Consider the following 23,603-nt stretch of genomic DNA (forward strand, 5'->3'; position numbering starts at 1 on the left):
CGTGCGCAGCGTCATCCTCGCCTCGATGCGCACGTACGCCCGACGCTACGTCGCGGCGCTCGTCGCGGTCCTCATCGCCACCGGATTCATCGTGGCGATCAACGTCCTCAGCGCGGCTGCCCGTGAGGGCGCCAACGAGACCGTCGGCAAGCAGTACCGCGGCGCCGACGTCGCCGCGACGGACGCCAACGGCCCCCGCCAGTACGCCCAGCTCCGCAAGCGTGCTCTCGCGGATCCCGACGTCACCGCCGCCGCGGTCAACTGGCGCGGCTGGACCGAGGCGACCCTGTCCCGCGGAGCGCAGATGGTGTCGCTCGGCAGCGTCGCGACCGACCGGAGTCTGCGCTGGCAGGCGACACGGTCGGGGCGCCTGCCGACCGGAGGCGGCGAGATCGCCATGTCCTCGTCATGGGCGCGACGCCACCACGTGGGCCTCAACGACTCGCTGACCCTGGACATCGGCGCGAGGTCCCGGACGTTCACCGTGTCGGGCATCGTCGACGACCAGGACGGCCCGTTGCGTTCGGTGCTCTACCTGCCCGAGCGCGCGTTTCCCGGCCTCGGCGACGTCGGCGAACCGGTCGACGAGGTGTTCGCGGTCTCCGGTGATCCGGCCGCCGTCGCCTCGCGTCTCGATCACGCCACCAGCGGCGTCTCGGTCAGCACGGCCGAGGCGTACGAGCGCACGCTCCGCCTGCAGGCGACGAACGGGATCGACATCTTCCAGAAGCTGATCCTCGTGTTCGCCGCCATCTCGCTGTTCGTCGGCGCGCTGGTCATCGCCAACACGTTCACGATCCTGCTCGCCCAACGCGCCCGTGACCTGGCGCTGCTGCGCTGTGTCGGAGCCGTGCGTGCACAGGTCGCCCGGTCCGTCGTGGTCGAAGGACTCATGATCGGTGCCGTCGGCGCGGCGGCGGGGGTCGTGGTCGGCTACCTGGTCGCGCTCGGCGGCAAGGCCGCGATCGCGCACTGGTCGCCCTCGACGCCGATGGGTGGGACATCGCTCACGCCGGGCAGCCTGCTGCTGCCCGTGCTGCTCGGCATCGTCGTCACGGTCGCGGCGTCGTACGTCCCGGCGCGGCGCGCCGGTGCGCAGTCGCCGCTGGCCGCCTTGCAGCCCCAAGACGCGGTCAAGGTGCGCACCAGGGCTGGAGCCCTGCGGCTCGTCATGGCGGTCGGCTTCCTGCTGGTCGGCGCGGCCGGCCTCCTCGTCGGTCTGCAGAGCGTGCTGGTCGCCGGGCTCGTCGGCGGGATGTTCTCGTTCGTCGGCGTCCTGCTGCTGACACCCGTGCTGGTCCCTGCCGCGATCCGTCTTGCCGGTCCCCTGGCGCGACGTGCCGGCGTGCCAGGGCGCCTCGCGCACGGCAACTCGCTGCGCAATCCACGACGTACGGCTGCCACGTCCACCGCCTTGCTGATCGGCGTCACGCTGATCACGGCCGTCGTGGTCGGCTCGGCGTCGATCTCCAACAAGGTCAACACCTCGCTCGACGACAATCACCCGGTCGACCTGATCGCCGCGCCCTCCAAGGGCGCCCTCCCCCACGGCGTCGGCGCGAAGCTCGCTGCCGTCGACGGAGTCAGCCAGGCGATCGAGCTGCCGGGCATCGACGCACGCGTGGGCGGTCAGGAGATGGCGGTCCTCGGCGTCGACAAGGCCGCCCGGGCGCTCGTCCGCGGGAACGTGTTGCGTGACCTCGGCCCGGATGACGTCGTGGTCTCCGGTGGCACCGGCAACGTGGCACCCGGCGACACCACCACGGTCAAGGCGGGTCGCACCATCCACGAGCTCACGGTGCGGTACGCGGCGGGACTCGGTGATGCGGCCATCGTCAGCCGATCAACGCTCGACGCGATGGGCACGGCGACCACACCTCGAGCGGCCTGGGTGCGAGCCACCGACGGAGCCGACGCCGGGGCGGTCACCGCCGATGTCGCGTCGATCGCCAAGTCGTCGGACCTCGACCTCACCGGCGGCCTGCCCGAGCGTGCGGACATCCTCAAGCTGCTGGCGATCGTGCTGGCCGTCACCGTGGGATTCCTGGCGATCGCCGTGCTGATCGCGCTGATCGGGGTCAGCAACACGCTGAGCCTGTCGGTCCTCGAACGCGTACGGGAGAACTCGCTGCTGCGGGCCTTGGGACTGGAACGGTCCGGGCTGCGCGCCATGCTGGCGATCGAGGCGCTCCTGATGGCCGGCGTGTCAGCCGTGCTCGGGATCGGTCTCGGGTCGCTCTATGCCTGGTTCGGCGTCAAGACGCTGGCGGACGGCATCTTCGAATCGGCGCCCGACCTCACGGTGCCGTGGGTCCAGGTCGGCGTGATCTTCCTGGTCGCGGCCGCTTCCGGACTCGTCGCCTGCGTGCTGCCGGCACGGCAGGCCGCGCGGATCGCACCGGCCGCCGGGCTGGTCGCCGACTGATTCCCACCGCAGGCGAGGAGGGGACGGGTCGTACGGTTGTCGTCATGACCGAACTCGCACACCAGGCCCAGACCCTCCTCGCCCTGCACACCGACCCCAAGCTGCTCAAGGTCGTCAACGTGTGGGATGCCATCAGCGCCCGCGTCGTCTCCGAGGTCGAGGGCGTCACCGCCCTGGCCACCGCGAGTCACTCGATCGCCGCCGCGTACGGCTACGCCGACGGTGAGAACATTCCCGTCGAGCTCATGATCGAGGCGGTCGGCGGCATCGTCGCGGCGACCGACCTGCCCGTCACGGCTGACCTCGAGGCGGGATACGGCAACCCGCGCGAGACCACGCTGCGGGCGATAGGCGTCGGCGTCGTCGGCTGCAACCTCGAGGACCAGATGAAGCCCCTCAACGAGGCGGTCAACGCGGTCGAGGCCGTGCTCGACGCCGCGCAGCAGGAGGGCATCGACTTCGTGCTCAACGCGCGCACGGACGCGTTCCTCAAGGCTGGCGACAAGCCGCACGACGAGGTGCTGGCCGACGCCATCGAGCGTGGCCGCGCCTACCTCGCGACCGGTGCCCCCGTCGTCTTCGTGCCCGGCAAGGTGTCCGAGGACGACATCAAGGCGTTCGTCGACGCGTGGGGCCCGCAGAAGCTGACCCTGATCGGCGCCCCCGGATCGGTGCCGCTGGCCCGCATGGAGGAGCTCGGCGTCGCGCGGGTCTCGTTCGGACCGTTCAGCCAGTCCGTGGCCCTCATGGCACTGCAGGACCTGACGACCGACATCGTCGCCGGCGGCGGGCTGCCCGCGGACTTCCGCGTCCTCAACTGACGCAACGGAGCATCGTCGGCGAGGTCAGCTCAGGTCGTTGGCCTTGCGGATCTCGTCGACGATGCGGTCCATGATCGCCGTCATGCCGAAGTCCTTGGGCGTGAACACCGCGGCCACGCCGGCGGCCTCCATCTTGCGGGCGTCGGACTCCGGGATGATGCCGCCGACGATCAGCGGCACGTCGCCGATGCCGGACTCGACCATGGCCTTCTGCACGTCCGGCACGAGCTCCATGTGCGATCCGGACAGGATCGACAGGCCGATGCAGTGCACGTCCTCGGCGACCGCCGCCGCGACGATCTGCGCGGGCGTCAGGCGGATGCCCTGGTAGATGACCTCGAATCCGGCGTCGCGCGCGCGTACGGCGATCTGCTCGGCTCCGTTGGAGTGCCCGTCGAGCCCGGGCTTGCCGACCAGCAGGCGCAGCCGGGTGCCGAGCTCCTCCCCCGTGCTGCGGACCTTCTCGCGTACGGCCGACAGCTCGGCGCCTGCCTCGGCGAGGCTGCCGGAGCCGCTGACGCCCGTCGGGGCGCGGTACTCGCCGAACACCTCGCGCAGCGCGCCGGCCCACTCGCCGACGGTGGCTCCCGCGCGTACGGCCTCGAGGGTCGCCTCCATGAGGTTCGTGTCGGACTTCGCCTCGCGCTGCAGCCGGTTGAGGGCCTCGTCGACAGCCCCCTGGTCACGCTGCTCGCGCCACGCCTTGACGTCCGCGATCGCGTTGGCCTCGGCCTCCGGGTCGGCCGTCATGATCGCGGTGTCGAGATCCGCGGTCAGCGGCGACGGCTCGGTCTCGGTGTAGGAGTTCACCCCGACGACCTTCATCTCGCCGGCCTCGATGCGGGCGCGCCGCTCGGAGTGCGATGTCACCATCGCCTGCTTCATGTAGCCGGACTCGACCGCGGCGACCGCGCCGCCCATGGCCTGGACCCGGTCGATCTCGGCCTTGGCACCCTCGATCAGCTCGGCGACCTTGGCCTCGATCACGACCGAGCCCTCGAAGATGTCGTCGTACTCCAGCAGGTCGGACTCGAAAGCCAGCACCTGCTGCAGGCGCAGCGACCACTGCTGGTCCCACGGCCGCGGCAGGCCGAGAGCCTCGTTCCATGCCGGCAGCTGCACGGCGCGGGCGCGGGCGTCCTTGCTGAGCGTCACGCCCAGCATCTCGAGCACGATGCGCTGCACGTTGTTCTCGGGTTGCGCCTCGGTCAGGCCGAGCGAGTTGACCTGCACGCCGTAGCGGAAGCGGCGCATCTTGGGATCCTGGACGCCGTAGCGCTCCCGGGTGATCTCGTCCCAGAGCCGGCCGAAGGCGCGCATCTTGCACGTCTCCTCGACGAACCGCACGCCGGCGTTGACGAAGAACGAGATGCGGCCGACAACGTGCTCGAACTCGTCCTCGGGCACCTGGCCGGAGTCGCGCACCGCGTCGAGCACCGCGATCGCGGTCGTCAGCGCGTACGCCAGCTCCTGCGTGGGCGTGGCGCCGGCCTCCTGCAGGTGATAGCTGCAGATGTTGAGCGGGTTCCACTTGGGGATCTGCTTGACCGTGTAGGCGATCATGTCGGTCGTCAGGCGCAACGACGGCGCCGGCCCGAACACGTACGTGCCGCGCGACAGGTACTCCTTGATGATGTCGTTCTGCGTCGTGCCGGACAGCGCCGCGGCGTCGACGCCCTGCTCCTCGGCAACGACCTGGTACATCGCGAGCAGCCACATCGCCGTCGCGTTGATCGTCATCGACGTGTTCATCTCGTCGAGCGGGATGTCGTGGAACAGCTGGCGCATCGCACCGAGGTGCGGGATGGGGACGCCGACCTTGCCGACCTCTCCCCTGCTCAGCTCGTGGTCGGGGTCGTAGCCGGTCTGCGTCGGCAGGTCGAAGGCCACCGAGAGCCCGGTCTGCCCCTTGGCCAGGTTGAGGCGGTAGAGCGCGTTGGACTCCGCCGCCGAGCTGTGGCCGGCATACGTACGCATCACCCATGGCTTGTCTGGCATGTCGGTCAGGTTACCTCCCCGTAACCTTCGGGGTCACTGCCTCGCGAGGGCGTTCCTGCTCACACTCGTACGATGTGAACATGGTCAATCTGACGCGGATATATACGCGCACCGGCGACGATGGCACCACCAACCTCGGCGACATGAGCAAGACCAGCAAGCTCGATCTACGGCTCGCCGCCTACGCCGACGTCGACGAGGCCAACGCCCAGATCGGCTTCGCCATCTCGCTCGGTACGCTCGACGAGGACGTCGTCGCAGTGCTGACGCACGTGCAGAACGACCTGTTCGACGTCGGCGCCGACCTGTCGTGCCCCGTCGTCGACAACCCGGAGCATCCGCCGCTGCGGGTCGAGCCGGACTACATCGATCGGCTCGAGGGCTGGTGCGACCACTACAACGAGCAGCTCCCCAAGCTGCGCTCGTTCATCCTGCGCGGCGGTACGCCAGCGGCCGCGGCGGTGCACATCGCCTGCACCGTGACGCGTCGGGCAGAGCGTTCGGCGTGGGCCGCGATCGAGGAGCACGGCGAGACCATGAACGTGCTGACCGCGAAGTACCTCAACCGGCTCAGCGACCTGCTGTTCATCCTCGGTCGCCACGCCAACCGCGAAGCCGGGGACGTGCTCTGGAAGCCCGGTGGCGAACGAGGCTGAGGGCATGCCAATGGCACCCACCGTGGTGGGTGCCATCAGAATCAGACGGTCAGTCCCAGTCGATCGCGTACTGGACGACGTGCGACTGGGCGTGGCCGCTGGCAGCACTGGCGGCGGGGGCGATGCCCACGACTGCCAGGACCGACACGAATGCTGCGGCTACTAGACGCTTGATCACAATGCACCTGCTCCCTTAGGAGGCGGGGATCCGCTCCTCTTGGCTCGATTCTCCCCCGGCCCCGCAGGACCGTCAACCGCTTTGAGAGAACCTGTACGTCCGCCTCAGAGCACGTTGTTGACCCGCTGCCCCGGTGGCGACGACTCGAGCCAGGACAGCAGGCCGGTCAAGGCGTTGGCGCTCATCGCGAACTGACGGACTCCCGCCGCGTTCTCGGTCGCGACGATCAGGTGACCGGCGTGAATCGCATGGACCTCGTGGCCGACCGGCTCACGCCGGCCCTCGATGTGCACGTCACCGCGGGTGAAGCGAAAGGTCGGACGAGGCGAGAGCGAGAACGTGCGGAACCACTCGAGCTCGGTGTCCTTGTAGACCGCAAGGCCCAGCATCCAGCCCTTGGCCTGCGCCTCGGCCGACCGGTTGACGCTCATCTCGAACGTGCCGCCGGAGCGGGCCAGGATGCGGCGCCGCACCAGCAGCCCGACGACCAGCAGGACCAGCAGGGCGAAGACGAACACCAGGGAGTCGACGAACCACATCCACAGTGGCATCACGATCTCCCTCCGTTCGTCAGGACGCCTTGTCGATGAGGCGCAGCTTCGCCTCGGCGCGCAGGACGGCGTCCTGGTCACCCTCGGACTGGGCTGCCTCGAGCTCGGCGCGCGTCGCGCTCGCGTCGACCTCGGAGGCGAGGAATGCGTCCTCACTCAGGATAGACACGTGGTTGTCGGCCACGGAGAGGAATCCCTCCGCGACCGCAGCACGTACGACCTCGCCGTCCGGCGGCTTGATCTCGACGACGCCCGGCACCAGCAGCGACAGCAGCGGCGCGTGGCCCGCCAGCACGCCGAGGTCTCCCTCGACCGTACGGGCGATGACCTGGCTCGCCTGCCCCGACCACACGACGCGGTCGGCGGCGACGAGCTCGATCTGCAAGAGGTCGGCCATCAGAGGCTCTTCTGGATTTCTTCCCACTTCTTGTCGACGTCTTCGAGACCGCCGCACATGAAGAAGGCCTGCTCAGCCACGTGGTCGTAGTCACCGTCGCAGATCTTGGTGAAGCCGTCGATCGTCTCGTCGATGGAGACGGTCGAGCCCTCGATGCCGGTGAACTGCTTGGCCACGTAGGTGTTCTGGGACAGGAAGCGCTGGATGCGACGCGCGCGCGACACGAGCGTCTTGTCCTCTTCGCTGAGCTCGTCGACACCGAGGATCGCGATGATGTCCTGGAGCTCCTTGTTGCGCTGCAGGATGCTCTTGACCCGGTTGGCGGTCGTGTAGTGAGCGTCGCTGATGTAGCGCGGGTCGAGGATGCGCGAGGTCGAGGTCAGCGGGTCCACGGCCGGGTAGATGCCCATCGAGGCGATCTCACGGTTGAGCTCGGTCGTCGCGTCGAGGTGCGCGAACGTCGTGGCCGGGGCCGGGTCGGTGTAGTCGTCGGCCGGGACGTAGATGGCCTGCAGCGACGTGATCGAGTGACCGCGGGTCGAGGTGATGCGCTCCTGGAGAACGCCCATCTCGTCGGCCAGCGTCGGCTGGTAGCCCACGGCCGACGGCATGCGGCCGAGCAGCGTGGAGACCTCGGAACCGGCCTGCGTGAAACGGAAGATGTTGTCGATGAACAACAGCACGTCCTGGTTCTGGACGTCGCGGAAGTACTCGGCCATCGTCAGTGCCGACAGGGCCACGCGCAGACGCGCTCCCGGCGGCTCGTCCATCTGGCCGAAGACGAGGGCGGTCTGTCCGAGGACGCCGGCCTCCTCCATCTCGGCGATGAGGTCGTTGCCCTCACGCGTACGCTCACCGACGCCGGCGAACACCGACACGCCACCGTGGTCGCGCGCGACTCGGGCGATCATCTCCTGGATCAGGACGGTCTTGCCGACACCGGCACCACCGAACAGGCCGATCTTGCCGCCGAGCACGTAGGGCGTCAGGAGGTCGATGACCTTGATGCCGGTCTGGAACATCTCGGTCTTGGACTCGAGCTGGTCGAAGGCAGGAGCCTTGGCGTGGATGCCACGGCGCTCCTTGACCTCCCACTTCTCGCCCTCCTTGAGGTTCATGACGTCGCCGGTGGTGTTGAACACCTTGCCGAGCGTCTGGTCACCGACGGGGACCGAGATCGGTCCGCCGGTGTTGGTGACCTTGGCGCCACGGACGATGCCGTCGGTCGGGCGCAGGCTGATCGCGCGGACCAGGCCGTCGCCGATGTGGAGGGCGACCTCGAGGGTCAGCGTCTCCGTGACGCCGTCCAGCACGGTGTCGACCGTCAGGGCGTTGTACATCTCGGGGATCGCGTCGCTCGGGAACTCGATGTCGAGCACCGGGCCGATGACGCGAGCAACCCGGCCGTCGGCCAGCTTCTGGTCCGACTTCTCAGTCGTGGTCTCTGCGGTCTTCTTGGCGGTTGGCATCTCTCTCACTCACTCCCAGCATTGGCGTCGGCAAGCGCGTTGGCGCCGCCCACGATCTCGCTGATCTCCTGGGTAATACCCGCCTGGCGGGCCTGGTTGGCGGTTCGGGTGTACTTCTGGATCAGGTCTTCGGCGTTGTCCGTCGCGGACTTCATCGCCTTCTGCCGCGATGCGAGCTCCGAGGCGGAGGCTTGCAGCAGGCAGTAGTAGATCCGGCTGTGGATGTATTTCGGCAGCAGCGCGTCGAGCACCTCGTGCGCCGAGGGCTCGAACTCGTAGAGCGGCAGGACCTCGTGCTCGGACGGCGCCTCGGTGCCCTCGACGACCTCGAGCGGGAGCAGCCGGATGACGTCGGGCTCCTGCACCAGCATCGACTTGAAGCGGGTGAACACCACGTGGAGCTCGTCGACCGCACGCTCGGGGTCGATGGCCTCCTCGTTGCTCTCGTCGATGTTGAACGTCTTGACGAGGGTGTTGCCGATCGTACGGGCGTGGGAGTACTCCGGCTTGTCGGAGAACCCGGTCCACGACTCCACGAACGGGCGGCTGCGGAAGTTGTAGTAGGCCTCCGCCTTGCGGCCCGACAGGTAGAGATCGACGTCCTTGCCCTCGCCACGCAGCTTCTCGACGAGGCGCTCGGCCTCCTTGAGCACCGAGGACGAGTAGGCACCGGCGAGCCCGCGGTCGCTGGCGATCACCAGCACCGCGGCCTTGGTCGGGTTGTCCTTCTCGGTCGTCAACGGGTGGTCGACGTTGGAGAAGGTCGCGACCGCCGAGACGGCACGGGTCAGCTCACGGGCGTACGGCGCTGCCGAGGCTGCCCGCTGCTGCGCCTTGATGATGCGCGACGCAGCGATCAGCTCCATGGCGCGCGTGATCTTCTTGGTCGCCTGTGTCGACCTGATCTTCGCGCGGAGCTCGCGTACGGACGCTGCCATCGTCAGCCCCGCTTCTGCTTGACGATCTGCTCCTGCTCGACGTCTTCGTCGGACAGGGCCTCGAACTCCTCGTGACCCGCCTTGACGATGATCTGCTCGCCCTCGTGGGTCTCGAACTGCTTGAGGAACTCGGTGTAGGCACCCTCGAGCGCCTGCTCGTTGTCGTCCTCGAACCTGCCCGACTCACGGATCGCGTCGAGCACGGGACCGTGCGAACGCTTGAGGAAGTCGAGGAACTCGGTCTCGAACCGGCTCACGTCCTGCAGCGGCACGGGGTCGAGCTTGCCGGTCGTGGCGGCCCAGATCGAGACGACCTGGTTCTCGGTCGGGAACGGCGCGTACTGACCCTGCTTGAACAGCTCCATGATGCGCTGACCACGGGCGAGCTGCTGCTTGGACGCGGCGTCGAGGTCGGACGCGAACATCGCGAACGCCTCCATCGCGCGGTACTGGGCGAGCTCGACCTTGAGCGAACCGGTGACGGCCTTCATCGACTTGGTCATCGCCGCACCACCGACGCGCGACACCGAGATGCCGACGTCGACAGCAGGACGCTGGTTGGCGTTGAACAGGTCCGACTGCAGGAAGATCTGGCCGTCGGTGATCGAGATGACGTTGGTCGGGATGTAGGCCGACACGTCGTTGGCCTTCGTCTCGACGATCGGCAGGCCCGTCATCGAGCCGGCGCCCAGCTCGTCGCTGAGCTTGGCGCAACGCTCGAGCAGCCGCGAGTGCAGGTAGAACACGTCACCGGGGTATGCCTCGCGGCCCGGCGGGCGGCGCAGCAGCAGTGACACGGCGCGGTAGGCCTCGGCCTGCTTGGACAGGTCGTCGAACACGATGAGGACGTGCTTGCCCTCGTACATCCAGTGCTGGCCGATGGCCGAGCCGGTGTAGGGGGCGAGGTACTTGAAGCCCGCCGAGTCGGACGCGGGGGCCGCGACGATCGTGGTGTACTCCAGCGCGCCGGCCTCTTCGAGCGCACCACGGATGCCCGCGATGGTCGAGCCCTTCTGGCCGATGCCGACGTAGATGCAGCGGACCTGCTTCTCCGGGTCGCCCGACGCCCAGAACTCCTTCTGGTTGATGATCGTGTCGATCGCGATCGCGGTCTTGCCGGTCTGGCGGTCACCGATGATCAGCTGGCGCTGGCCACGGCCGATCGGCGTCAGCGAGTCGATCGACTTGAGGCCGGTCATCATGGGCTCGTGCACGCTCTTGCGCTGCATGACGTTGGGGGCCTGGAGCTCGAGCGCGCGGCGCTCGGTGGTCTCGATGTCGCCGAGTCCGTCGATCGGGTTGCCGAGCGGGTCCACGACGCGACCGAGGTAGTTGTCGCCGACGGGCACCGAGAGCACCTCACCGGTGCGGCGTACGGTCTGGCCCTCTTCGATGCCGGAGAACTCACCGAGGATGACGACACCGATCTCACGGACGTCCAGGTTGAGCGCGAGGCCCAGCGTGCCGTCCTCGAACTCGAGCAGCTCGTTGGCCATCGCCGAGGGCAGTCCCTCGACGCGCGCGATGCCGTCACCGGCCTCGGCGACGACGCCGACCTCTTCGGTCGCAGCAGCGCTCGGCTTGTAGTCGGCCACGAACTTCTGCAATGCGTCGCGGATCTCGTCCGGACGGATCGTGAGTTCCGCCATGTGTGTGCCTGCCTTCTTGTTCGGTGAGTGATCTAGCCTGCAAGACGCCGGCGGGCGACTTCGAGGCGAGTGGACATGGTGCCGTCGACGACCTCGTCACCGACGGAGACGGCAATGCCTCCGACGACCGAGGGATCGACGACGATGTTGAGGTGGACGTCGCGTCCGTACTTCTTGGCGAGGGCCTTCGCGAGACGGGTCTTCTCGGCGTCAGCCAGGTCGTAGGCCACCCGCACCTCGGCGAGCAGCCGGCTGCGGCGTGCGGCGACGGTCTCGCCGAAGGTCGACAGGACCTTCTCGAACGATCCCGTGCGAGCCGCGGCGGCCTGGGTCGCCAGTGCCAGCGTGGCGCCGGTGACCTTGCCCTCGAGGATCGAGGCCAACAGTGCGCCCTTGGCGTCCGCCGGGATGCCCCGGTCGGACACGACCTGCCGCAGGTCGGCGTCGGACCGGACGATCCGCTCGACCTCGAACAGCTCGGTCTCGAGCGCGTCGAGCTCACCGGCCGCGTCAGCGGCAGCGACCTCGGCGGCGACGCCGGCGGTCTCGAGACCATCGGTCAGGTCACGCATCGACGCCCATCGACCGCTGACCGCGGCGTTGAGCACCGTCAGCGTGTCGGCGCCGATCTGGCCACCGAACACCTGCTTGGCGAGCCCCACCTTGGCCTCGGCCTCGGTCGACGGGTCGGTCAGCACGCGGCGAAGCGCTGGAGCGCCGTCCAGCGTCGAGACGACGCCGAACAGCTCCGCTCCGAGGTCGCCGGCCTTGCCCTTCGCCGCATCGACTGCGGCGAGGACGTCGACCAGGGACTTCGCTGAAATGCCTCGCATCAGTTGGCCGACTCCTCGAGCTCGGCGATGAACCGCTCGACGGTGCGCTTCTGGCGTGCGTCGTCATCGAGGGACTCGCCCACGATGCGTCCGGCCAGCTGCGTGGCCATCGAGCCGACCTCGCCCTTGAGCTGCGCGAGCACCTGTGCACGCTCGGCCTCGACCTGCGCGTGCGCCGTCGAGGTGATGCGCTCCGCCTCGGCCTGCGCCTGGGCGCGGAGCTCGGCAATGATCTGCGCGCCCTGCTCCTTGGCCTCTTCGCGGATCGCCGCAGCCTCGTGACGGGCCCCGGCGAGCTGCTCGTTGTACTTGTCGAGAGCGGCCTTGGCTTCCTTCTGGGCTGCCTGGGCCTCCTCGATACCGCCCTCGATCGCGGCGGTGCGCTCGGCATAGGCCTTCTCGAACGCCGGGATGACGAGCTTCTTCAGGAGGAAGAAGATCAACCCGAAGACGATCAGACTGATGACGATCTCGGGCGTGTGCGGGATCAGAGGATTGGTGTCCTCCGGTTCCGCCGCCGCGAGAGCGAGACGTGACGTGATCATGGGCGTGCCTTCTGTCGAGGTGTCGGGATCAGGTGTTCGACGACTTGAGGACGAACGCCAGGGCCAGGCCGATGATGAAGAACTGCTCGGCGAGGACGAAGCCCAGGATGGCGATCTGGCGCAGCTTGCCCTCAGCCTCGGGCTGACGGGCGACACCGGTGACGAACGCGGCGAAGATCAGGCCGACGCCGATACCGGGGCCGATCGCGGCGAGGCCGAGACCGACCATGTTCAGAGTGCCGATGGACTCCACGGCATTTCCTTTCGTTGTGACGCTCGAGCGAGCGTCGCTGGTGGGGCGTATCTGGTGGATCTGGTGAAGCGTATGAAGTTGTGGGTCTGGGGTGTGCTCAGTGCTCGTCTGCGAGCGCCTCGCCGATGTACATCGACGACAGCAGGGTGAAGACGTAGGCCTGGAGGAACATGATCAGGATCTCCAGGAAGCTGATCGCGATCGCCAGGAGCGACGACACCAGGCCGGCGGGCAACGCCAGCGAGTTGTCGGAGTGCAGCAGCAGGTAGGACCCGCCGAGCGAGAACAGGATCAGCAGCAGGTGGCCGGCGAACATCGTCGCGAACAGACGCAGTGTCAGCGTGATGGGGCGCAGCAGGATGTTGGACAGGAACTCCAGCGGCACGAGCAGCAGGAGGATGGGGCCCTTCATGCCGCCCGGCACGGTCTCGTGCTTGAGGTAGCCGAGGAAGCCCTTCTTCTTGATGCCTGCGCCGTTGTAGACCAACCAGCTCAGGATCGCGATGGCCAGCGGGTAGCCGATGTGGGACATCGACGGGAACTGGAGGAACGGGAAGAGGCCATAGAAGTTGTTGACCAGCACGAACAGGAAGATCGTGAACAGATAGGGCACGAAGCGCATGAACTCGGCCGAGCCGATGTTCTCGCGGGCGATGCCGTTGCGGACGAAGCCGTAGACCAGCTCGCCGGCGAACTGCATGCGACCCGGGACGACCGCGGCCGGTCGAGCCATCGTGCTGAACAGCCCGACGATCACGAACAGCGACAGGACCACGAGCAGCATGGGCTTGGTGACGCCGAACTCGCCGAAGTGGAACACCGCGGGCAGGTCGAAGTCCTTGGGTCCAGGGCTGGGCGGCTCTGCCGATGCGGCAAAAGCGGTCAAGGCGAGAGTCACTCGGTCACCTTCGTGTCATGGCGTGGTCGCCTGCGACTCATCGTCGATCAGGCATACGGCCAGCGTCATTGTCGTGCGACATGTTCTCCGGCCCCGAGGGCCGGATGGTTGGTCGCAGTCCAGAGGTTATCAGGGCTACCTCAGTCGCTGTTACCCAGGTCATAGGTGGGTACACGCTCGCGTCGAAACGCGAGGATCTGCAGGAGGGTCCAGGCGAGCGAAGCGGCGATCGCGGCGACCCCGAACCACCGCGAGTCGACGTGGGTGGCCACGCCCCCGACGTCGAACAGCAGGACCAGGACGACCAGCATCGCGGCGGCCTTGGTGGTGAAGAACCCAAGGGCCACGGGCAGCGACAGCGTCGCACTGGCCTTGACCAGCGGGCTCAGCACGACCGGCGTCGAGCCGAGGAACAGGACCACGACCAGGCCACCGATCACGGCGCCGAGGACACCGTCACCGCCGGCCACGACACCTGCGACGGCCGCGATGACCGCCGTCACCACGAGCACGGGCAGCAGCACCGGACGCAAGGCATTCATGCCGTCACCTCCAAAGGAAGGGCACGATACGGAGGCGACGGCATGACTGCCACATTGTTCACTCGCTGACGCTCGTTCATGAGGACCAGACCTTCTCTTCGAGCTTGGGCAGCAGGAACACCGCTGCGATCGTGATGACGGCGAGGGTGGCGAACCCGGCGATCGACTGCCATCCGCTGAACAGGCTGATGACGACGCTGCCGAACGCGACGAGGCCCGCGAAGGCGTACATCAGCAGGACGGCGCGGCGGTGCGAGTGGCCGATCTCGAGCAGCCGGTGATGGATGTGCATCTTGTCGGGGCTGAACGGCGAGCGGCCCGCGCGGGTGCGGCGGACGACCGCGAGCGCCAGGTCGACGAACGGCACCACGAGGATCGCGAACGGCAGGATCAACGGCAGCAGTGATGGCAGGAAGCTGTTCTGCGCTCCCCCGATGCCCTCGGAGATGCTCGTCGCCGGGAACTGGCCCGTGAGGCTGATCGACGAGCAGGCCAGCACGAAGCCGATCAGCATCGAGCCGGAGTCGCCGATGAACATCCGGGCGGGGAAGAAGTTGTGCGGCAGGATGCCGATGCATGCGCCGGCCAGCGCGGCCGTCAGCAGGGCCGCGGCGATCGCGCGGGTCTCGCCGTTCTCGACCGCGAGCACGAAGGCGTACGCGAAGAAGGCCACGGCGCCGATCGCGACCATGCCGGCGGCGAGGCCGTCGAGTCCGTCGACGAAGTTGACCGCGTTGGCGGTGCCGACGATCAGCAGGACCGTGAAGATCAACGCCTGCGCCTGGTCGAGGCCGATGTAGTTGCCGTAGAGCGGCAGGTAGACGAACTGCACCCCTTGCGCGACGACGATGACGCCGGCCAGGACCTGGCCCGCGAACTTGCTCAAGGCGTCGAGCTCGTAGAGGTCGTCCACGATGCCGACGACGCAGACCACGGTGCCGCCCAGCACCACCGCCCGCGCGTCCTTGAAGACCCCGTCGTCGGCCATCGAGAGGAACGGCAGGTGGGTCGCGACGAGGTAGGCGGCGATGAGGCCGCCCAGCATCGCCGGCCCGCCGAAGTAGGGCGTCGGGATCGCGTGCACGTCACGGTCGCGGACCCTGGCCACGGCGCCGAAGCGATAGGCCAGCATGCGGGCGATCGACGCGAGGAGATAGGTCACCCCCAGCGCGATCCCGAAGACGACCAGGTATTCCCTCATGCCGTCACCTCCCTGAAAAGCCCACGATACGGAGATGACGGCATGAGCCCTGCCTCATTGGTCACTCGCTGGCGCTCGCTCCGCACTAGGCCAGGTCTTCCGGGGGCTCGATCGTGTTGTTGTAGGTGTGGAGCGTTTCCAAGGAGATCGAGCCGGCCCGTAGGACGCGCGGGGTCGAGCCGGTGGCGTCGAGGATCGTGGAGGGTACGCCCGACCGGCTCGGCCCGCCGTCGAGGTAGACCGCGACGCGTCCGCCCAGCATGTCCTCGGCGGCGTCGATCGTCAGCGCGGCCGGATCGCCCGTCGTGTTGGCGCTGCTGACCGCGAGCGGCCCGGTCTGCTTGAGGAGGGCGAGCGCGCGGGCGTCGTCGGGCATGCGTACGGCGACCGTGTTGTGGGTCTCGCCGAGGTCCCACGTCAGCGACGGCTGCTGCCGGCAGATCACCGTGAGCGGGCCCGGCCAGAGAGCCTCGACCGTCGACCGCAACCACGAGGGGATGTCGATCGCCAGGGCGTCGAGCGTCGTCGGGGCGCCGACGAGCACCGGCGGCGGCATCTGGCGGCCACGGCCCTTGGCGTCGAGCAGGTTCTGCACCGCGCGCGGGTTGAAGGCGTCGGCGGCGATGCCGTAGACCGTGTCGGTGGGCAGCACGACCAGCTTGCCCTCCTCGAGCGCGGCCTGCGCTGCGGCGAGCCCGCGATCGAACTCCTCGTCCACGCTGCAGTCGAACTTCACCCGGTCATCCTAGGCCGTCGTTCAGAACCAGCTGACCTGGTGCAACAGGAAGGCGATCGCGAGGAACTGGATGAGGCGCCCGGTGAACACCGTGGTGAGGAACAACCACTGCGGCTGCTTGGAGGCGCCGGCCAGGATCGTGACGATCGCGAGCGGCGGGACTCCGATCAGGGACGACATGAAGGCCGTGAGCCCGCCGGAGTAGGGGCGGTCGAGCAACGAGAGCAACCAGTCGCTGACCTTCTTGATCCACTTCGCGAAGCGCGTCTGGGCGAAGCTGTGCCCCACACTCCGGGACATCGCCGCCACCCGGTTGCGCGGCGGCTTGGGATTGACCATCCGGATCTTGTTGGTGCCCTTGCGTGCGAGCTGGAACACGAACGCCTTGCCGACGGTCGTCGCGGCGACGTGGATGAGGATCAAGAGCGCGAGGAACGGCTTGCTGTTGACCGTGGCGCCCATCGTGACGACGTAGACCTCGGCGTTGACGAACACCGGCAGCAACGCCGCGCCGATGCCGACGGCGATGGCAGCACCGATCAGTGCCAGTTCTTCGCCGCCCATAAGGAGGCCAACACTATCCGCGCGCCGACGATTTCAGCGCAGCGCCACCTTGTCGACGAGCCACCGGCCGCCGCGCTCCACCAACGTCATGACGACACGATTGCGCTCGGTGCGCTTCTTGCTGTCCGTCCCGTTGACGATCGACTGGTTCACGAACAGCAGCACGTCGACCTCGTGCCGGGAGCGTGCGGTGGCCGCCGACTCCGCCACGGTGCCGGTCGCGCGGGCCTTCAGGGTCGTGATGACGTCGCGCAACGGCTTGTTGGCCTGGGCGTACTCCTTGGCGAACGACGCCGTCGCGCCGTCGTCGACCCACGCGTGGTCCTGGTCGAGGCTGGAGTAGTCGTACGTCGTCAGGTCGACCGCGTAGGTCTCGGCAGCATCCCTCGCGTCCAGCTCGGCCCGCCTCAGGCCTGCGTCGCCGCGGGCGCCCGACCACATCACCGCCAGCACGACGGTCGCGGCCAGCAGCACGACGACTGCTGCCCACAACCAGACGGTGGCGCGCGCCGGTCCACGCACGACCCGCCGCTCGGCGCCGGTCACCGGGTCACCGCCGGCACGTGGGACGACGCGCGCTGTCCCCCGTCGAACTCGACCGTGCAGCTGCGGCCCGGCACGACGGGACGCCGCCCGGGGTCCTTCGCGTCCTGCTCCTCCGCCCCGTAGGAGCACACCTCACCCGGCGACACCAGCATCTCGGTCTGCAGGCGGCCGTCCTTGATCGAGTCGGCCAGCCGCGCGAGCCCCCTGGGGAATGCCTCGAGCAGGGCCCGTAGGTGTGGGTCGCGGTCGGCGAGGATGTCGGTGATCGAGGCCACCTGGGCGAGCACACCCGGCAGCCTGAGCGCGAACACCGACACGAGCCGCCGCATGTCGTCGACCTGACCGGGTGTCGTCTCGAGGATCTGGCGGAGCCGCGGATCGTACGCCTCGAGCCAGGCCGTGAGGCTCTTGGCCGACCCGGCGAACTCGCTGAACTCGTCGCCGAGGTCTGACCCGGTGCGGAGCACGGTGCGCCCGTTGCGCAGCGTGCGGATCGTCTCGGGCCACCGCTCGTCGAGCGTCGTCAGGATGCTGCGACTGGAGTCGACGATGCTTCCGAGGTCCTCAGGCTCCGCGAAGGCCGCGTGCAGCTCGTCGAGCACGGTGCGCAGGTCCTTCGCATCGACCTGGCCCATGAGGCGGTCCACCGCACTGAGGGTCGCGGCGACCGTCGTGGGCGTCGAGGTCCTGGCCGCCGCGACGCGGGAGCCGCTCCGCAGGTATGGACCGGACGTGCTGGCCGGCTGGAAGTCGAGGAACTGCTCGCCCGCAGGTGAGAGCGTACGGACGACCGCCCTGCTGTCGCTGGGAATGCGCGTGCCTGGATCGATGCTGATCGTCGCCTCGACACCGTCGCCGGCGACCTCGATGTGGTCGACGGCGCCGACCCGCACGCCGCGATAGGAGACGCCGGAGCCCTCGTACAGGCCGCCGGTCCGCTCCATCGCGACGGTGACGCGCACGGGTCTCTGGGTCACCGACTCCCCCAGGATCCCGCCGTAGAGGTAGGTGACCGTGACCATCAGGATCGCGAGCAGGCCGAACGCCGCCACGAGGTGCTGGACCGGGACCTTGCGTCTCATGGCGTGCCTCCCAGCAGGTCGAGGAGGCCGCCGAGGCCTATGCCTCGCGAACCGTCGGGCTCGGCGTCAGGGGTCGGGGTCGCGGCCGGTTTCTCGGCCAGCTTGCGCAGCTCGTCACCGACCTTGGGCAGCGTCGTGTCGCCCAGCACCAGCGTGTCCTGGAAGTAGAGGTAGGTGTTGAGGAAGTCGCCCGGGACACCGTGGTCGATCAGCTTGCCGAACGTCACGAGGTCGGACAGCCCCGGGCCGAACGACGTCTCGAGGGTGCTGAACTCGTCGAGCACCGGGCCGATCTCGTGCAGGGTCTTCAGGATGTCCTCACGCGTGGCGTCGACGACCCGGATCGCGGTGGTACCGAGCTCGTCGACCCCGCTCAGCAGGTCGGCGAGCTCGTCGGTGTTGACCCGCAGCACCTTCGCCGCCGGGGCGAGGTCCTCGAGTGCGCCGTTGATCGTGTCGCGCCGGCGGTTGAGCTCACCCGACACCGCGGCGAGGGCGTCGACGGCCGAGTCGATGTCGTCGCTGCTGGCGTTGAACTGCGCCGCCGTGCTCGCGAGCCGGCCGAGCACCTCACGCGTCGACGCCTCGTGGCCGCCCAGCGCGGCATTGGCCTCCCGGACGATGGTCTGCAGCTGCCCCAGTCCGCCGCCGTTGATCAGCATCGACGCCGACGTCATGGTGTCCTCGATCGTCGGTGCCACGCTCGTGTCGTCGGTGCCCAGGGTCGATCCGGACACCAGCCGCGTGCCGGCGGCGGCGTCGTCGATCTGGACGAACAGCTCGCCCAGCGGCGTCGTCGATCGAAGCCGTGCCTCGGCGCCCTCGCGCAGCGGCGTCGAGCGCTTGACGACGAGCGTCACGTGAGCGGTGAAGTCCCGCACCTCGACGTCGCGGACCCGGCCGACCGTGACGCCATCGACCTTGACGGGTGCGCCGACGGCGAGGTTGAGGGCGTCCTCGAACTCGGCCTTCAGCTCGTACGTCGGGCCGTCCACGCCGCCGCCGGGCAGGGGCAGGTCCGACGCCGTCGTGCTGCAGCCGGCGAGCATGACGACGGCCACGATCGCCACGAGGAGGCGCTTCACGGGTTCTTCACCCCCGCGAGTGCGGCGACGACGTCCCAGAGGGCGAAGTCGTCGAGGTCGAACGCCTGGCAGACGGCGCTGGGGAGGGTCTTGCAGAGCAGCGCGATCTCGTCCTGGTCCGGCGTCAGGTCGCCGGGCCGGGTCTTGAACACGAGCCGGTCGTTCTTGTCGACCGCCCGGTCGGCGTTCTGTAGCATCAGCGGCATCGTCGAGACGAGCTGCTCCAGCTGTGAGCTGTGCTCGAGCAGGGACGACGAGAGTGCGGCGATGTCGTCGAGCTGGTCGTCGACCTGACCGCGGTGCGTCCGCGCGAACGCCGCGACCTGTCGCACCATCGCCGCCAGGGAGTCGAAGGTCTTCTCGATCGCCTGGTGCTGGTCGTCAAGCATCGACGTCGCCTCCGTGACCTCGTGGCTGAAACGACGTACGAGATCGTCGTTGGCCGCCAGCGCTGTCGTGAGCGTGTCGAGGTTGGTGAGCGTGCCGGCGAGGTCGCCCGATCCCTGGTCGACGTCCTGGAGCACGTCGGCGAGGTCGTGCAGCGCGGTGCCGAGGCGCCGGCCGTTGCCGTCGAGGGTCGTGGCTCCGACCGAGAGCAGCTCGTTGAGCGGTGCTGCGTCGCCGTCCGGGCCGGCGAGGGTCGAGGAGATCTTCTCCAGCGAGGACAGGAGGTCGTCGAACTCGACGGGCGTACGCGTCCTGGCCCGCGTCAGCACGGCACCACTCTGCAGCCGGGGCCCGCCGTCGTAGACGGGCGTCAGCTCGACATAGCGGTCGGTCGCGACCGAGCGGGACACGATCACCGCACCGGCGTCCGCAGGGACCGTGACGCCGGGATCGATCCGCAGCGTCACGTCGACGTGGTCGCCGCGAGGCGTCACGGACTCGACGCTGCCGACGCGTACGCCGAGCACGCCGACGTCGTTGCCCTCGAACAGGCCGGCGGCGTCGCTGAATCGCGCCGTGACGGTGGTCGCCTCCTGGCCGCCGCACCCACCGGCGAGGAACCCGGTCGCGACCAGCACGACGGCCATCACGACGCGGCGGGTCAGCATGTCGGCCCCAGGACCGCGCAGGTGAGGTTGTCGTTGAGCGCCGAGGCGACGTGCAGGTCCATCCAGGGCCCGTTGCCGGTGGCGTTGGCGAAGTACGTCACCATCGTCGAGAGGCCGTCGACCGAGGCCGTGATGTCGGTGCGCTGCCGCTTGAGGGCATCGAGGGTCGTCGTGAAGTCCCGCATGAGCGGTTCGAGCTCCTCGTCGCTGTCGTCGAGGACGCCCGACACCTCAGTGGCCAGCCTGGTGCTGTCGGCGAGCATCCGGTCGATGACCTCCCGCCGGGACGTGAGCTCGTCGAGGACGAGCGTCGACTGCTTGAGCAGGGCGAGGATCTCCTCGTTGTCGTCAGCCAGGTCGCCGGTCACGCGACGCGCTCCGGCCAGCAGGCGGCGCATCTGGTCTGACCGCTTGGCCGCGACGCTCGAGAGCCGGGACACGCCGTCGATCGCCCGCCGCGCCTCGTCAGGGGTGTCCCGCAGGGTGTCGGCGAGCACCTGCATCGACGCGGCGACCTTCGGGCCGTCGATGTCGTCGAGCGTGCGGGTCGAGCCCTCGACGACGTCCTGCAGGTTGTAGGGCACCGAGGTGTGCGCCAGCGGGATCGTGCCGTCGGGCAGCGATCCGTCGCCGGCCGGGGTGACCTCGAGGAAGTGGGTGCCGAGCAGGGTCGCGACCTTGACCGCTGCCGACGAGTCCCGGCCGAGACGGACCGACGAGTCGAGGGTGAAGTCGACCTTGACGGCCTTGCCCTTCAGGGCGATGCCGCGCACCTCACCGAGACCGACACCCGCGACCTGCACCTCCTCGCCGACCCGGAGGCCTGCGGAGTGCTCGACCATGGCCGAGTAGTGACGCTGCCCGAACGGGATCACGCTCAGCGCGAGCACGCCGAGCCCCATGACGACGACCGCCACGACACCGGCCACACCCAGGCGGCGGTGCCCACCACCGAACCGTTCACTCATCGGCACACCGCCGAGTAGGGCCCCTTGGGACTGCCGAAGTTGACCAGGTTCCCGTCGATCTCCGTGCCCATGTTGCAGATGTGCATGTTGAGCCAGGTGCCGTACGACATCGGCCGAGCGAACGCGTCGGTCGTCAGTGGCAACGTCTTGAACGCCGCGGCGAGCTCCGTACGGACTCGGGCGAACAGCGCCGCAGTCGTCGTGAGCGAGGCGATGTCGCGGCTGAGGTCCGGGCGCGCCTCGGCGAGCAGGGAGGACGTGGCGCGCGACAGCTCACCGACACCGTCGATCGAGTCGCCGATGCTCCTGCGTTCCTGGGCGAGCTTCGTCATGAGCGCGCCGAGCTCGTCGACCGTGGTGTCGAGCTCGCTGCCGTGGTCGGCGAGGTTCTCGAGCACGGGCGTGAGGTTGTCGAGCACCCGGCCCAGGACGTCGTCCTTGTCGGCGAGGTGGTCCGTCAGCGTCGCGGTCTCGGACAGCAGCGACTCGACCGTGCCGCCCTCCCCCTGCATGACCGAGATGATCGAGCCGGCGAGCTGGTTGACCTGGTCCGGGTCGATGCTGGAGAACAGCGGCTCGAAGCCGTTGAGCAGCGCGGTCAGGTCGAAGCCCGGGTCGGTGCGCGACTGCGGCACGCGAGCACCGTCGGGGAGCCGGCGGCCACCGTCCTTGCCGCGCTGCAGCGAGAGATAGCGCTGCCCGAGCAGGTTCTGGTAGCGGACGACCATCGTGGTGGTGTCGTAGAGCGGCTGCCCCGACGACAGCGTGAACCGTACGCGCGCCGTAGTGTTGCCGTGCAGGGCGATGTGCTCGACCCGCCCGACCTTGACCCCGGCGGCGCGTACGTCGTCACCCGTGCGGAGTCCACTCACGCTGGCGAAGTCCGCCTCGTACGTGCGCGACGAGCCGCCCACCTGGTTGCTCATCGTGTTGGCCAGCACGACGAGCACCATGATCGCCACGACGGCGAAGGCGCCGAACTTGAGCGCCGACGACCTCATCGCGCGTCCTCGAGGTAAGGCCGCTGGAGGAGCTCGGCCACGCCACCTGAGCGCGCCGCGCCGGCCCGGTCGAGCTCGGCGAGCCGGTCCCTCATGGCCTTCAGGAGCGCCTCGTCGACCTGCGAGGTCGATCGCGGCGCGGCGGCGGCAGTCGGCGTGCTGCCGTCGCAGTTGTCACCCTTGGCGGACCCGAACCGCGGGCAGTCCGCCGCCGAGTAGGGCGTGCCGTCCCCGAGCTGGATGAAGACGTCCGTGTTGAGCCACGGGCCGTCGGTGAACGCCTTGGACGCCTTGTGCGCGAACTCGACGAACGACGTGAAGCCGCCGGCGATGCCTTGGCGCTCGTCGTGCAGCGCGTCGACCACGATGGCGGACTGCCGGATCGCGTCGACCAGAGGCTGCTCGGCGTCGGTCAGGAGCCGGTCGGCCTCGTCGACGAGCGCACCACCACCGGTCAGGAGTGACGTGAGCTGTGCCCGTTCGGCGACGATCGTGCGGCTCGTGACGAGCGAGCTCTCGACCGCGTCGAACAGGTCGGGTGCGACGGCCTCGAGCGTCCGCAGGTTGCCGGCGAGCAGGCTCAGGTCCTCGCGCACCAGTGGGATCTCCGGCTCGAGCCGCCGCAGGTACGCGTTGAGGGTCTCGGTGGTCTCGCCGAGCTCCGCGCCGCGGCCGTCGAGCGCGCCAGCCAGGGCCGACAAGGTCGTGGCCAGCTCCGCAGGACGCACGGCCTTCATGACCCGATAGGTGCTGTCGAGGGTGTCCTGCAGCTCGAGCGTCTCCCGCCGACGGTCCTGGGCGATGACCTGGCCCGCCTTGAGCGCGCCACCGCCGGTCGCGACGAGGTCGACGTACGACGTGCCGAACACCGACGCCGGGAGGATGCGGGCCCGGAGCTCCCCCGGCATGTCGGCGGCGGCCGTGCCGTCGACCGTCAGCGCCAGGCGTACGCCGTCGCCGTGACTCGCGATGCCGCTGACCTTGCCGACGATGACTCCGCGCAGCTTGACGTCGGCGCCCGTCGTGAGCGACCCACCGATGTCGTCGATGTCGGCGGACACCGTGACGGAGTCGGAGAACACTCCCCTGCCGACGGCCAGCAGGCCCACGCCGACGACCACCAGCACCACGAGCAGCACGAGGCCCCGCCACACGAGCGTGCTGCGATCGTCGAGGTCCGGGTCGATGAGGCGGGCGTCGATCATGGAGTCT

Annotated in this window: 25 protein-coding genes; 3 read left to right on the plus strand and 22 right to left on the minus strand. The window is 68.8% G+C overall.

Going from position 1 to position 23,603, the window contains the following annotated elements:
* Position 1: 1 nt before the first annotated feature.
* Positions 2-2,425 carry an ABC transporter permease gene (locus ASC61_RS00960; protein ID WP_056208072.1) on the plus strand — a complete coding sequence of 808 codons (2,424 nt, stop codon included), beginning with the start codon at positions 2-4 and terminating at the stop codon, positions 2,423-2,425.
* Between the two features lie 44 nt (positions 2,426-2,469).
* Positions 2,470-3,246, plus strand: a complete 777-nt coding sequence (locus ASC61_RS00965) for an isocitrate lyase/PEP mutase family protein (RefSeq protein WP_056208075.1) — start codon at positions 2,470-2,472, stop codon at positions 3,244-3,246.
* Positions 3,247-3,270: 24 nt separating this feature from the next.
* On the opposite strand, the gene ASC61_RS00970 is transcribed toward ASC61_RS00965, so the two are convergent.
* Positions 3,271-5,253: a protein meaA gene (locus tag ASC61_RS00970; protein WP_082530368.1), complete on the minus strand. Its 1,983-nt coding sequence runs from the start codon at positions 5,251-5,253 to the stop codon at positions 3,271-3,273.
* A 71-nt stretch (positions 5,254-5,324) separates the two neighbouring features.
* Here ASC61_RS00970 and ASC61_RS00975 point away from each other — a divergent pair, with 71 nt between their 5' ends.
* Positions 5,325-5,900 (plus strand): cob(I)yrinic acid a,c-diamide adenosyltransferase, encoded by a 576-nt coding sequence (locus ASC61_RS00975; protein WP_056208080.1) that lies wholly within the window; start codon positions 5,325-5,327, stop codon positions 5,898-5,900.
* Positions 5,901-5,949: 49 nt separating this feature from the next.
* Here ASC61_RS00975 and ASC61_RS20340 read toward each other — a convergent pair whose 3' ends face one another.
* The 21 genes from ASC61_RS20340 to ASC61_RS01075 form a co-directional block, all read right to left on the minus strand.
* The gene (locus ASC61_RS20340; RefSeq protein ID WP_268750596.1) at positions 5,950-6,078 is read right to left on the minus strand and encodes a hypothetical protein; all 129 of its coding nucleotides are present in this window, start codon (positions 6,076-6,078) and stop codon (positions 5,950-5,952) included.
* Between the two features lie 104 nt (positions 6,079-6,182).
* Positions 6,183-6,629, minus strand: a complete 447-nt coding sequence (locus ASC61_RS00980; RefSeq protein ID WP_056208081.1) for a DUF2550 domain-containing protein — start codon at positions 6,627-6,629, stop codon at positions 6,183-6,185.
* 19 nt (positions 6,630-6,648) lie between these two features.
* Positions 6,649-7,026 carry a F0F1 ATP synthase subunit epsilon gene (locus ASC61_RS00985; RefSeq protein WP_056208085.1) on the minus strand — a complete coding sequence of 126 codons (378 nt, stop codon included), beginning with the start codon at positions 7,024-7,026 and terminating at the stop codon, positions 6,649-6,651.
* Positions 7,026-8,495, minus strand: a complete 1,470-nt coding sequence (atpD, locus tag ASC61_RS00990) for a F0F1 ATP synthase subunit beta (protein WP_200935494.1) — start codon at positions 8,493-8,495, stop codon at positions 7,026-7,028. Before atpD ends, ASC61_RS00985 begins: the two co-directional genes overlap by 1 nt.
* 5 nt (positions 8,496-8,500) lie before the next feature.
* Entirely contained in the window at positions 8,501-9,433 is a 933-nt protein-coding gene (locus ASC61_RS00995) for a F0F1 ATP synthase subunit gamma (RefSeq protein ID WP_056208088.1), read from the minus strand.
* 2 nt (positions 9,434-9,435) lie between these two features.
* Positions 9,436-11,082 carry a F0F1 ATP synthase subunit alpha gene (gene atpA / locus ASC61_RS01000; protein WP_056208091.1) on the minus strand — a complete coding sequence of 549 codons (1,647 nt, stop codon included), beginning with the start codon at positions 11,080-11,082 and terminating at the stop codon, positions 9,436-9,438.
* Between the two features lie 32 nt (positions 11,083-11,114).
* The gene (locus ASC61_RS01005; RefSeq protein ID WP_056208094.1) at positions 11,115-11,915 is read right to left on the minus strand and encodes a F0F1 ATP synthase subunit delta; all 801 of its coding nucleotides are present in this window, start codon (positions 11,913-11,915) and stop codon (positions 11,115-11,117) included.
* The gene (locus ASC61_RS01010; RefSeq protein ID WP_056208095.1) at positions 11,915-12,460 is read right to left on the minus strand and encodes a F0F1 ATP synthase subunit B; all 546 of its coding nucleotides are present in this window, start codon (positions 12,458-12,460) and stop codon (positions 11,915-11,917) included. The genes ASC61_RS01005 and ASC61_RS01010 overlap by 1 nt, the downstream gene beginning before the upstream one ends.
* A 28-nt stretch (positions 12,461-12,488) precedes the next feature.
* Complete coding sequence (locus tag ASC61_RS01015) at positions 12,489-12,689, minus strand: ATP synthase F0 subunit C (protein WP_223148725.1); 201 nt, start codon at positions 12,687-12,689, stop codon at positions 12,489-12,491.
* Positions 12,690-12,810: 121 nt separating this feature from the next.
* The gene (atpB, locus tag ASC61_RS01020) at positions 12,811-13,611 is read right to left on the minus strand and encodes a F0F1 ATP synthase subunit A (protein WP_082530369.1); all 801 of its coding nucleotides are present in this window, start codon (positions 13,609-13,611) and stop codon (positions 12,811-12,813) included.
* 140 nt (positions 13,612-13,751) lie between these two features.
* The gene (locus ASC61_RS01025) at positions 13,752-14,153 is read right to left on the minus strand and encodes a hypothetical protein (protein ID WP_056208101.1); all 402 of its coding nucleotides are present in this window, start codon (positions 14,151-14,153) and stop codon (positions 13,752-13,754) included.
* A 76-nt stretch (positions 14,154-14,229) separates the two neighbouring features.
* Positions 14,230-15,354 carry a glycosyltransferase family 4 protein gene (locus ASC61_RS01030; RefSeq protein ID WP_056208104.1) on the minus strand — a complete coding sequence of 375 codons (1,125 nt, stop codon included), beginning with the start codon at positions 15,352-15,354 and terminating at the stop codon, positions 14,230-14,232.
* Positions 15,355-15,439: 85 nt separating this feature from the next.
* Positions 15,440-16,090, minus strand: a complete 651-nt coding sequence (locus ASC61_RS01035) for an L-threonylcarbamoyladenylate synthase (RefSeq protein ID WP_056208108.1) — start codon at positions 16,088-16,090, stop codon at positions 15,440-15,442.
* A 21-nt stretch (positions 16,091-16,111) separates the two neighbouring features.
* Positions 16,112-16,654 carry a VTT domain-containing protein gene (locus tag ASC61_RS01040; RefSeq protein WP_056208110.1) on the minus strand — a complete coding sequence of 181 codons (543 nt, stop codon included), beginning with the start codon at positions 16,652-16,654 and terminating at the stop codon, positions 16,112-16,114.
* A gap of 33 nt (positions 16,655-16,687) precedes the next feature.
* Positions 16,688-17,200, minus strand: coding sequence for a hypothetical protein (locus tag ASC61_RS01045; protein WP_056208113.1), 513 nt, complete (start codon positions 17,198-17,200; stop codon positions 16,688-16,690).
* Entirely contained in the window at positions 17,197-18,282 is a 1,086-nt protein-coding gene (locus ASC61_RS01050; RefSeq protein WP_056208116.1) for an MCE family protein, read from the minus strand. Before ASC61_RS01050 ends, ASC61_RS01045 begins: the two co-directional genes overlap by 4 nt.
* Positions 18,279-19,367, minus strand: coding sequence for an MCE family protein (locus tag ASC61_RS01055; protein ID WP_056208120.1), 1,089 nt, complete (start codon positions 19,365-19,367; stop codon positions 18,279-18,281). Before ASC61_RS01055 ends, ASC61_RS01050 begins: the two co-directional genes overlap by 4 nt.
* A complete protein-coding gene (locus ASC61_RS01060) occupies positions 19,364-20,422 on the minus strand; it encodes an MCE family protein (RefSeq protein ID WP_056208123.1) in 1,059 nt (352 codons plus the stop codon). The genes ASC61_RS01055 and ASC61_RS01060 overlap by 4 nt, the downstream gene beginning before the upstream one ends.
* Positions 20,416-21,390, minus strand: a complete 975-nt coding sequence (locus tag ASC61_RS01065) for an MCE family protein (RefSeq protein ID WP_082530370.1) — start codon at positions 21,388-21,390, stop codon at positions 20,416-20,418. The genes ASC61_RS01060 and ASC61_RS01065 overlap by 7 nt, the downstream gene beginning before the upstream one ends.
* Positions 21,387-22,391, minus strand: a complete 1,005-nt coding sequence (locus ASC61_RS01070) for an MCE family protein (protein ID WP_056208129.1) — start codon at positions 22,389-22,391, stop codon at positions 21,387-21,389. The genes ASC61_RS01065 and ASC61_RS01070 overlap by 4 nt, the downstream gene beginning before the upstream one ends.
* A complete protein-coding gene (locus ASC61_RS01075; RefSeq protein WP_056208132.1) occupies positions 22,388-23,596 on the minus strand; it encodes an MCE family protein in 1,209 nt (402 codons plus the stop codon). Before ASC61_RS01075 ends, ASC61_RS01070 begins: the two co-directional genes overlap by 4 nt.
* Between the last annotated feature and the right edge of the window lie 7 nt (positions 23,597-23,603).

This window comes from Aeromicrobium sp. Root344, from assembly GCF_001425755.1.
Taxonomy (GTDB): domain Bacteria; phylum Actinomycetota; class Actinomycetes; order Propionibacteriales; family Nocardioidaceae; genus Aeromicrobium.